1 pseudogene is annotated in these 2,216 nt (G+C 67.0%); it reads left to right on the top strand.

Going from position 1 to position 2,216, the window contains the following annotated elements:
• Positions 1 to 2,216: pseudogene (locus CRO50_RS20280) on the top strand (hypothetical protein); the annotation flags it as partial.

The raw sequence follows: 2,216 nt of genomic DNA, 5'->3' as shown, positions 1-2,216 counted from the left end.
AACGCTGGCGACGGCGCCTTCTGGGTGATCGGCGGCCAGGGCGGGGACGACATCGACCTCGGCCATGGCGATGGCGTGATCCTGGGCGACAACGGCCGCATCCAGCAGACCTCGCTGGGCGCTTACGTCCGGATCGAGACCACCGACAGCACCGTCGGCGGTGCCGACAGCATTGACGCGCTGGACGGTGATATGGTCGTCATGGGCGGCCGCGACGGCGACTGGATCAAGCTGGGCGAGGGCGATCACTCCATCGCCGGCGACATCGCCGAGCTGGACTTCACCAACGGCGTGCAGACCAACTTCAACGCGCTCAACGATGAGCCCCTGGTCGGCGGCGATGACAGCATCGACGCCGGAGACGGCCTCAACTGGGTCATCGGTGGCCAGGGCGCGGATGACATCGACCTCGGTCATGGCGGCGGTGTGGTTCTGGGCGACAACGGCCAGATCCAGCAGACCGACGCGATGGACTTCACCCGGATCGAGACGACCAACTCGACCGTCGGCGGTGCCGACAGCATCGACGCGGGCTCGGGCGACATGGTGGTCCTCGGTGGCCGCGATGCGGACGAGATCCTGCTGGGCACGGGCGATCACCTGATCGCCGGTGACATGGCGGAGCTCGACTTCATCAACGGCGTCCACACCGACTTCGCCTCGATCAACGATGAGCCCGCAGCCGGTGGCGCGGACACGATCACCGCCGGCGACGGCGCCTTCTGGGTGATCGGCGGCCAGGGCGGGGACGATATCGACCTCGGCCATGGCGATGGCGTGATCCTGGGCGACAATGGTCGCATCCAGCAGACCTCGCTGGGCGCTTACGTCCGGATCGAGACCACGGACAGCACCGTGGGCGGTGCCGACAGCATCGACGCGCTCGACGGTGACATGGTCGTCCTGGGCGGCCGCGACGGCGACTGGATCAAGCTGGGCGAGGGGGATCACTCCATCGCCGGCGACATCGCCGAGCTGGACTTCACCAATGGCGTGCAGACCAACTTCAACGCGCTCAACGATGAGCCCCTGGTCGGCGGCGATGACAGCATCGACGCCGGAGACGGCCTCAACTGGGTCATCGGTGGCCAGGGCGCGGACGACATTGACCTCGGCCATGGCGGCGGCGTGGTGCTGGGCGACAACGGTCAGATCCAGCAGACCGACGCGATGGACTTCACCCGGATCGAGACGACCAACTCGACCGTCGGCGGCGCCGACAGCATCGACGCGGGCTCGGGCGACATGGTCGTCCTGGGCGGCCGCGATGCGGACGAGATCCTGCTGGGCACGGGCGATCACCTGATCTCCGGTGACATGGCGGAGCTCGACTTCATCAACGGCGTCCACACCGACTTCGCCTCGATCAACGATGTGCCTTCTGCGGGTGGCGCCGACACGATCAACGCCGGCGACGGTGCCTTCTGGGTGATCGGCGGCCAGGGCGGGGACGATATCGACCTCGGCCATGGCGATGGCGTGATCCTGGGCGACAACGGTCGCATCCAGCAGACCTCGCTGGGCGCCTATGTCCGGATCGAGACCACCGACAGCACCGTGGGCGGTGCCGACAGCATCGATGCTCTGGACGGCGACATGGTGGTCATGGGCGGCCGCGACGGCGACTGGATCAAGCTGGGCGAGGGAGATCACTCCATCGCCGGCGATATCGCCGAGCTGGACTTCACCAATGGCGTGCAGACCAACTTCAATGCGCTCAACGATGAGCCGCTTGTCGGTGGCGATGACAGCATCGACGCCGGAGACGGCCTCAACTGGGTCATCGGTGGCCAGGGCGCGGACGACATCGACCTCGGTCATGGCGGCGGCGTGGTGCTGGGCGACAACGGCCAGATCCAGCAGACCGACGCGATGGACTTCACCCGCATCGAGACCGCGGACAGCACCGTCGGCGGTGCCGACAGCATCGACGCGGGCTCGGGCGACATGGTTGTCCTGGGGGGCCGCGATGCGGATGAGATCCTGCTGGGCACGGGCGATCACCTGATCTCCGGTGACATGGCGGAGCTCGACTTCATCAACGGCGTCCATACCGACTTCGCCTCGATCAACGATGAGCCTTCTGAGGGTGGCGCGGACACGATCAACGCCGGCGACGGCGCCTTCTGGGTGATCGGCGGCCAGGGCGGGGACGATATCGACCTCGGCCATGGTGACGGCGTGATCCTGGGCGACAATGGTCGCATCCAGCAGAC

It is taken from the genome of Pseudooceanicola antarcticus (assembly GCF_900215355.1).
Lineage (GTDB): Bacteria > Pseudomonadota > Alphaproteobacteria > Rhodobacterales > Rhodobacteraceae > Pseudooceanicola > Pseudooceanicola antarcticus.
This window is presented reverse-complemented; position numbering and strand designations above follow the sequence as displayed.